This is a genomic window from Psychrobacillus sp. NPDC096426, assembly GCF_044762745.1.
Classification (GTDB): domain Bacteria; phylum Bacillota; class Bacilli; order Bacillales_A; family Planococcaceae; genus Psychrobacillus.
Map to the genome: position 1 here is coordinate 61996 of NZ_JBIWEX010000024.1, position 8027 is coordinate 70022.

The 8027-nt window shown below is 37.7% G+C and carries 8 protein-coding genes; 2 read left to right on the forward strand and 6 right to left on the reverse strand.

Going from position 1 to position 8027, the window contains the following annotated elements; genetic code table 11:
- Positions 1–95: 95 nt before the first annotated feature.
- The 6 genes from ACIQYS_RS17905 to hemE form a co-directional block, all read right to left on the reverse strand.
- Positions 96–551: a FixH family protein gene (locus ACIQYS_RS17905; protein WP_402982887.1), complete on the reverse strand. Its 456-nt coding sequence runs from the start codon at positions 549–551 to the stop codon at positions 96–98.
- On the reverse strand, positions 548–1942 hold the full coding sequence (locus ACIQYS_RS17910; RefSeq protein WP_402982889.1) for a sensor histidine kinase: 1395 nt from the start codon (positions 1940–1942) through the stop codon (positions 548–550). The genes ACIQYS_RS17905 and ACIQYS_RS17910 overlap by 4 nt, the downstream gene beginning before the upstream one ends.
- On the reverse strand, positions 1939–2613 hold the full coding sequence (locus ACIQYS_RS17915; protein ID WP_402982891.1) for a response regulator transcription factor: 675 nt from the start codon (positions 2611–2613) through the stop codon (positions 1939–1941). Before ACIQYS_RS17915 ends, ACIQYS_RS17910 begins: the two co-directional genes overlap by 4 nt.
- Complete coding sequence (locus ACIQYS_RS17920) at positions 2610–3548, reverse strand: YncE family protein (protein ID WP_402982893.1); 939 nt, start codon at positions 3546–3548, stop codon at positions 2610–2612. Before ACIQYS_RS17920 ends, ACIQYS_RS17915 begins: the two co-directional genes overlap by 4 nt.
- A 270-nt stretch (positions 3549–3818) precedes the next feature.
- Complete coding sequence (gene hemH / locus ACIQYS_RS17925) at positions 3819–4751, reverse strand: ferrochelatase (protein WP_402982895.1); 933 nt, start codon at positions 4749–4751, stop codon at positions 3819–3821.
- An 18-nt stretch (positions 4752–4769) separates the two neighbouring features.
- Positions 4770–5822, reverse strand: a complete 1053-nt coding sequence (gene hemE / locus ACIQYS_RS17930) for a uroporphyrinogen decarboxylase (protein WP_402982897.1) — start codon at positions 5820–5822, stop codon at positions 4770–4772.
- 208 nt (positions 5823–6030) lie between these two features.
- Between hemE and ACIQYS_RS17935 the strand changes: the two genes are divergently transcribed.
- Positions 6031–6519 carry an antibiotic biosynthesis monooxygenase family protein gene (locus ACIQYS_RS17935; protein WP_402982899.1) on the forward strand — a complete coding sequence of 163 codons (489 nt, stop codon included), beginning with the start codon at positions 6031–6033 and terminating at the stop codon, positions 6517–6519.
- Positions 6520–6759: 240 nt separating this feature from the next.
- On the forward strand, positions 6760–7929 hold the full coding sequence (locus ACIQYS_RS17940) for a M20 metallopeptidase family protein (protein ID WP_402982901.1): 1170 nt from the start codon (positions 6760–6762) through the stop codon (positions 7927–7929).
- The last annotated feature ends 98 nt before the right edge of the window (positions 7930–8027 follow it).

Here is an 8027-nt window from a genome sequence, read left to right on the forward strand (position 1 = left end):
CACTCCATTTCTCTTCAAAAAAGAAATGACCAGAAAACCATTTCGGTCATCTAGTCATTATATTACTCCTAGCGTATTCTTTTTGCAAGTATTTCTTAATGACGGTCGTGCATTGTATCATCGCTTTCGTCTGGTAATACGGTACTCAGATCTGGGTTTCCAACTGTTAGCTTTTGTTTTGGCATTGTATGAAGACCTCTTGCCGTAGTGTGAGCAAACATATAATAGACTCCGTCATGATCGAATGTATAAGTTGCTTCATATACACCATCTTTTGTTAATGTCCCTTCGATTATTTCCCCTTTATCACGCAAACCAGATTCCCACACTTCGAATTCTACTGTATCTGCATCATCGACTACTTCCTCTCCTTGGGAAACTTTAGCAGATAAAACAACTGGCTCTCCTACTGGTAGTTGTTCAGCTGTTTGTATTTGTACAACGATTTCTTGAAATGTAGTTTCCTCATGGTTTGAATGAGTTGCCTCTTCTGCCCCACAACCTGTTAACACCATTGCCGTTAATATAAATGCCACTATCTGTTTTTTCATGCGAATGAATCCTCCCAAATTGGTAATGTAATATATACGGTAGTTCCTTTTCCTACTTCACTTTCAAATGCAAGTTTACCATTTTGTACATCTACTAATTGCGCAGCAATGGATAACCCTAATCCTGTTCCTCCATCTGACCGGCTTCTTGCCTTATTTACACGGTAGAAACGCTCCGTAATATGACCAAGATGCTCCTTCTCAATTCCACATCCTTCGTCTGCAATTACAATCATTGTTTCTTTTTTCGTTGTTTTATTCGAAATTGCGATTGTGGAACTGTTAGACGAATATCTAATGGCATTTTCTAAAATGTTAATAAGGATTTGCTTTGTTTTTTGTTCGTCTGCACATAAAATTGTCTCTTCATCTATTGAAATAACAAACTTTATTTCTTTTTCGTTTGCCATTGGTTTTACAAGCTGTATTACTTCACGGATTGTTTCTGCTAAAACGAGCGGACTAGTTTCTATATTTTCAATTGACTCCGATCTTGCAACGGTCAACAAATCATTCGTCAGCTTTTGCATACGATTTGCTTCCCGCGTGATAAGTGTATATATTTCAGCCTTTTTCTCTTCTGGTATAAGTTGCTGTTCAAATGCCTCTCCGTATCCTTTAATATAGCTAATCGGAGTGCGAAGTTCATGGGAAACGACAGAGAGAAAGTTTCGCTTCTTGTCGTCTTCTTGTTGAATGGAAGTCGCCATTTGGTTAAAACTTCGTGCTAGCTCTCCCACTTCATCTTGAGACTCGATTTCAACGCGTGTATCATACTTTCCGGCAGCCATATCAAGCGCTGCTTCGTTTAAGATGGCTAATGGTTTTAACACTCTTTGCAAACTCTTCAAGCTAATATAAGCCAAGCATATCAATAAAAGAGAAACAATTACTATTAAAAAAAGTGCGTCACTCGATGCCATTTCCGTAATTCTCGTTAAAGGTACATATACATAAATAATACCTTCTAATCTATTTTCATCTACGAGTGGATAAATAACTGATGCGACTTCCCGGTCAAATCGCTTTTCATACCCCCGTTTTGTTATCGCATTCCCCTCTATCAATTGTGCTCGTTCTTCTGCTCCGATTAACGTATCATAGTCGATGTCGAAAGGGAGACATGCACTTAGTTCCCTCGGATTTCGTACCGTAAATACTTCCACATCTGAAAAGCGATTATAATCTTCCGTTTGTTTAATAAATGCATTCGTAACGACGCCACCATCGTATGTACGCTGTAAATTTTCTGCAACTTCCTTCATAGACATTTCAGTATGTTGTACGTAAAGTTCTTCATATAAAAAATTCGTAAATATGACTAAAAACACAATCGTCGTTGTAATAAAAATGAGCAATAACATCCATATTTTAACCGATAGTTTTTTCATTGCTTAACCTCAAAACGATAACCAATTCCCCAAACAGTTTCAATATATTTTCCTGCAACGCTACCAAGCTTTAAGCGAAGTGTTTTAATATGTGTATCTACCGTCCTTGTTCCACTTTCATAATCTAAACCCCAAAGCCTTTCTAGTAGTTGCTCTCTAGAGAAAGCAATCCCTTCATTTTCCATAAACAAATGAAGCAATTCATATTCTTTAAGCGTGAGGGTAATTTTTTTATCGTTTCGTACTATTTGCCTTGCAGCTGGGTCATTTACTAAGATCCCTTTTATAATCTTATCATCTTTCGTTATATTTCTTGTCCTTCTTAAAATAGCGTCTATTCTAGCTATTAATTCTGTCGCTGTGAACGGTTTAATGACATAATCATCCCCACCGAGTGTAAGTCCTTTCACTAAATCGATCTTTGAGTCTAACGCAGTAAGAAAGATAATCGGTATGGATGTAAACTTTCTTAAATCCTGGCAAACTTCAAAGCCGCTTTTCCCAGGCATCATAACATCGAGGAGTATTAGATCAATCGTAAACGATTGAACCATATTAATCGCTTCTTCTCCATTTTCAGCATGTAACACATCAAAACCACTTTTTTGCAAATGCAATTCAATTAGTCTGCGCATTTCCTGTTCATCATCTACTACTAATATCGTTGTCATTTGCTGACCTCCCTTACGACTAACTGAAATGGTCCTCTTCCTACTTGTAGCTTGTTCGTTACTTTTCCCGATTGGATAAAGTACAGTTGATGATCATCATAACCAGCTAATACAATGCTCTCTCCAAATGTTGCGATGGAAAAAGGGTTCGCACCTGCTTTGAATGAAGCTAGCACTTCACCCTTTTTAGAAATCTCATATACGGTGCTACTTCCATGACTCACCGCAAAAATATGTCCGTTTGCCGCTTTTGTCATATTAATCGGCATCATTGGCGCTTCTATTTCACCGAGCAACTCTCCAGTCGCTATATTATATTTATTAATAACTCGATTAGGACTACTGCCAGCACCATGACCACCGAGCCATAGTTCTTTTCCATTTACTAACAGTCCATGCGAAGAACTTGGAATATCCCATTTCGTTTTTTCCGTTAAATCTAATGAAAAGATAGAAAGAATTTCATCTTTAAAATTTACTACATATAGATTGCCACCATGTGCAATCATAGACATTGGATAATTTCCCGTACTCGCCTCAGCGAGGAGTTCCCCTTTTTGATCGAAAAGAGTTACAGTATTTTCTTTTCCATTTGCTATATAAATATTGTCTTCATAAGCGTATGCAAAGGTTGTTCCTTCTTGTACATCCAACGTTGCGAGCTGTTTACCTGTAGATAACTGGATAAGAACCGCTTCCTTCAGCGTAAATCCATATAGTAAAAGGAGATCATCTGACACTAACGTAAATCCTGTATACGCAGAATCTAGTTGCCAAGTTTCCATCACTTCCTGCTCTGCAGAAATGAAATCTATCGTTCCTTCCACCGTATTTAAACTTGCCACAAAATCAACCGATGGATCAATGGATGGTAATGAGGGCTGTGCACACGCTCCAAGCAAAAACAAGATGAATAATATACTTAGCTTTCTCAAGTTCCCACCCCCTCAAGCTATTTTACCGAATACGTGTGAAAAAAGTTTGAAATCACCTTTAAATATTTAGAAAAGCAATGCGTTTTTTTTGGATAAAATATCCTTTTACAACTATTTGCTCAAATTTTACAACTAAACGCTCCAAATTTACAACTAAATCCTCAAAATTACAACTAAGACCAACATTTTTACAACTAAAACTAAATTTCCAATAAAAAATCCCCAAAAAGCAAATAGAAATAGCTTTTGAGGATTACATTTTTCTATTTTTTACGCACGAATTTGTTTTAATACAACATCCGCCATTGCATCGATGAATAGCGGTTGATCATTTGGCATTGCCGGGCGTATATATGTTGCTCCAATATCATCACACACAACTTTACACTCGTAGTCGTTATCGTATAGTACTTCTAAATGCTCTGCTACGAAACCAACTGGTGTATAAACAAATGTTGTGTAGCCTTTTTCTTCATGTAATTCTCGTGTTAAATCTTGCACATCTGGTCCAATCCAAGGCTCTGGTGTTTGTCCAGCACTTTGCCAACCGACTGCATAGTTTTTCACGCCTGCTGCTTTTGCGATTAAGTCAGCTGTCTCATTTAACTGATCTGCGTATGGGTCACCCATAGAAAGAATTTTTTCAGGAAGCGAGTGAGCAGAAACGATTAAACAAGCTTTTTCACGTTGTTCCTCCGACATTGCTGCAAATGCTTCGCTAACTTTTTCATTCCAATATTGGATGAATTTCGGCTCATCATACCAGCTCTCTACAGAAGTAATCGTTAAATTACCTAATTTCTCTGCTTCTTCTTTAATACGACCATTATATGATTTAATCGAGAACGTAGAGAAGTGAGGTGCTAATACGATAGATACTGCTTCAGTAATTCCATCTTGATGCATTTGTGCAACTGCATCTTCTAAGTAAGGCTCAATATGTTTTAACCCAATATACATTTTGAATTCGATTTCATCTTGTACTTCGTTTAGACGATCGCAAAGGGCTTGTGCTTGGTTTTTCGTAATTTTCGCTAATGGTGAAATTCCACCGATCGCTTTATAACGTCCTGTTAAGTCCGCTAATTGTTCCTCACTTGGTTTACGACCGTGGCGAATATGTGTATAGTAACGTTCAATATCTGCTTCTTCGTATGGTGTTCCATATGCCATTACTAATAATCCCATTGTTTTTTTCATCAATGTCACCTCTAAAAAAGTTTAGTTAGATTTTGCTGCAATAAGTTCTCGACTATATTCATGCACGAATGTTGTTAGACGTTTCAAAGTATCTGGATTCACTTCAGGGAATACACCGTGTCCAATATTAAATATATGACCTGGTTGTGCTACACCTTGCTCGACAACTAGTTTCGCACGTTTTTCGATTTCTGCCCAGTCTCCGATTAAATACGATGGATCCAAGTTCCCTTGAAGCGGTTTCGTTAATCCTTTAGCACGTGCTTCTTCAATTGATAAACGCCAATCGAGTCCAACTACGTCTACTGGTAAGTCATGCCATTCCATTGCTAAATGACTTGCACCAACACCAAATGTTATTAATGGAACACCTAGCTCACGAAGTTCTGTGAAAATGCGTGTCATCACTGGTTTAATGAAAATACGATAATCCGCTACATTTAAAGCACCTACCCATGAGTCGAAAATTTGAATCGCTTTCGCTCCTGCTTTTACTTGTGCTTTAATATAAACGATAATCATCTCTGCAAGTTTGTCCATCAATGCAAACCATGCTTCTGATTCCGAAATCATAAATGCTTTCGTTTTGTTATAACTCTTAGAAGGACCGCCTTCAATCATATAGCTTGCAAGGGTAAATGGAGCTCCTGCGAATCCGATTAATGGAACATTCAACTGTTCAGTTGTTAACAATTTAATTGTTTCTAATACAAATGGAACATCATCTTCTGGAGATAGGTCCCCAAGATTGTGCACATCTTGCACCGAACTTATTGGATTCGAAATTACTGGACCAACCCCAGCTTTTATCTTCACATCTACACCGATTCCAGGTAGTGGTGTTACAATATCTTTATACAATATTGCTGCATCTACATTGTAATTTTCCACTGGTAAACGGGTTACATATGCACATAATTCAGGCTCATGTGTAATTTGCTCTAAAGAATATTTTTCTTTTATTTTTCTGTATTCAGGTTGTGATCTTCCTGCTTGCCTCATATACCAAACTGGCGTATGCTCCACTTGTTCTCCTCTTGCTGCACGAAGAAGTGTATCATTAAAAGTAGTCATTCTAAAATTCCTGCCTTTCTTCTATCTAAATGGTACGTCTCTTTTCAAATATACGTCTCCACTATAGTCGTTCTATTTCCTATTGTATAGGTATATAGTGTAATTGTCATAAATTTGTCCCGTTTCATCGTCAAAATTAGTTAAAGGGTTTCTAAGTGTGCATTTTTGGGAAAAGTATAAGAAATAAACAAAACTAGGAGGTACTTATATGAATTTATATATAACTTCAGGAACACCTGAATTTATGGAGTCAATAAAAAAGAAACATCCCAATGAGCAAATTTATTCATTGCATGGAATAGGTAACTCTGTTCTAATCCATGAAACTGCAAAAAAAACTATTTTCCAAGCTCCAAGAAAATATGAAATATTAGAAGCTTCCGGACATTTCTCCGAAAAGGGCTATTTCGCCATTCAAAATATTCCCCTTTCAGACGAAGGTAAACCCATCTTTGAATATAAGTATACAAACTTATCACCAACCCTTGAACAGGAGCCAGGGTTTATCGCACTTCGTGTATTAAAACCGATCAAATCAGACACTTATATTATTTTAACAGAATGGTCTGGTCCAAACAGCTATGACGTATGGTCGAAATCCCATCCAATGAACTTTGATGAGATTGCTGATAAGCAACAATTTTTCACTGGCGCTCCCTATGTTTCTACATATTCATCGACAAATGAAGAAGTCTAAATTTGAGAGGCTATACATTAAAAAAGACTGTTTGGTGCGTCAACACCCAACAGTCTTGCAATAAAATAGTTTCGCTTTAAAGGCGATCAGCAATTATCATGAGTAAACCGGCCCAATGCTATGGCTCAGTGGCGGTTTACTTTTTTTCTTTTGAAAAAGTAAAAATTGAAACTTGCACATTATAATTTATATTCTTCTTTTTTGTTATAATGGTAAAAAGATAATTGGAGGGTAAAATTTATGACATTAGAATTAACGGAAAAATTAGATAGTGCATTTGAAGATATGGTCGCAATCCGTCGTCATTTACACATGCATCCAGAAGTATCATTTAAAGAAACAAAAACAGCCGGGTATATTCAAGACTTTTATACAGATTTAGGTATTCCATTTCAAGCAAATGTTGGCGGTAATGGTGTTGTCGCAAGAGTAAAAGGAGCTTTACCTGGTAAAACAGTTGCACTTCGCGCTGATTTCGATGCATTACCGATTCAAGATGAAAAAGACGTCCCTTATAAATCTACCGTAGATGGCGTTATGCATGCATGTGGACATGATGGGCATACTGCAACCTTGCTCATTCTTGCACGCACGATCAATGAATTAAAAGACCAGTTAGCTGGAGAATATGTATTTATTCATCAGCATGCGGAAGAATATGCCCCAGGCGGAGCAAAACCAATGATTGAAGCAGGATGCTTAGAAGGAGTCGACGCTATTTTCGGTACGCATTTATGGTCTTTGTTCCCACTTGGATCAATCGAATATAAATCCGGTCCAATCATGGCAGCAGCGGACCGGTTTGAAATTACGATTCAAGGGCAAGGTGGACATGGAGCTAATCCGCACCAAGCAAAGGATGCAATCGTCGTAGCCTCTCAACTTGTCGTAAATTTACAACAATTAGTAGCAAGAAGAGTAGATCCAACACAATCTGCGGTTCTTTCTGTCGGTTCCTTTGTTGCGGAAAATGCTTTTAATATTATTGCAGACAATGCAAAACTTGCTGGTACAGTGCGTACTTTTGATGCAGACGTTAGGGATTTAATGGAGCGTGAGTTAGCACGTGTTATCGAAGGCACCTGCCTTGCTGCAGATTGTACGTATACTTTCGAATATACTCGTGGATATCCCCCAGTTATTAATCATAAAGAAGAAACCGAGTTTTTAGCAAAAATCGCTAGGGATGTGCCTGGAGTAGAAATAGTGAAAGAGTCCGAGCTTCTAATGATTGGAGAAGATTTTGGTTATTATATGGAAGAGATTCCTGGAACATTTTTCTTTACAGGCGCAATGCCAGAAGGAGATGTTTACCCACATCATAGTCCTAAGTTTGACTTCGATGAACGCGCAATGCTCACAGCAGCCAAAACATTAGGAACAGCTGCTATTCAATATCAAACGAAATAAGAAAAGAGGCTGGGACAAAACCCACCTTGAAAAATGAAAAGCCCTGGAAATTTTACGAACAGTAAAATTTCCAGGGCTTTGTTTTTAGGCATTAAAAA

Coding starts and splice junctions, on each gene's coding strand:
- ACIQYS_RS17905 (WP_402982887.1), bottom strand. CDS start 551: ATGAAAAAACAGATAGTGGCATTTATATTAACGGCAATGGTGTTAACA.
- ACIQYS_RS17910 (WP_402982889.1), bottom strand. CDS start 1,942: ATGAAAAAACTATCGGTTAAAATATGGATGTTATTGCTCATTTTTATT.
- ACIQYS_RS17915 (WP_402982891.1), bottom strand. CDS start 2,613: ATGACAACGATATTAGTAGTAGATGATGAACAGGAAATGCGCAGACTA.
- hemE (WP_402982897.1), bottom strand. CDS start 5,822: ATGACTACTTTTAATGATACACTTCTTCGTGCAGCAAGAGGAGAACAA.
- ACIQYS_RS17935 (WP_402982899.1), top strand. CDS start 6,031: ATGAATTTATATATAACTTCAGGAACACCTGAATTTATGGAGTCAATA.
- ACIQYS_RS17940 (WP_402982901.1), top strand. CDS start 6,760: ATGACATTAGAATTAACGGAAAAATTAGATAGTGCATTTGAAGATATG.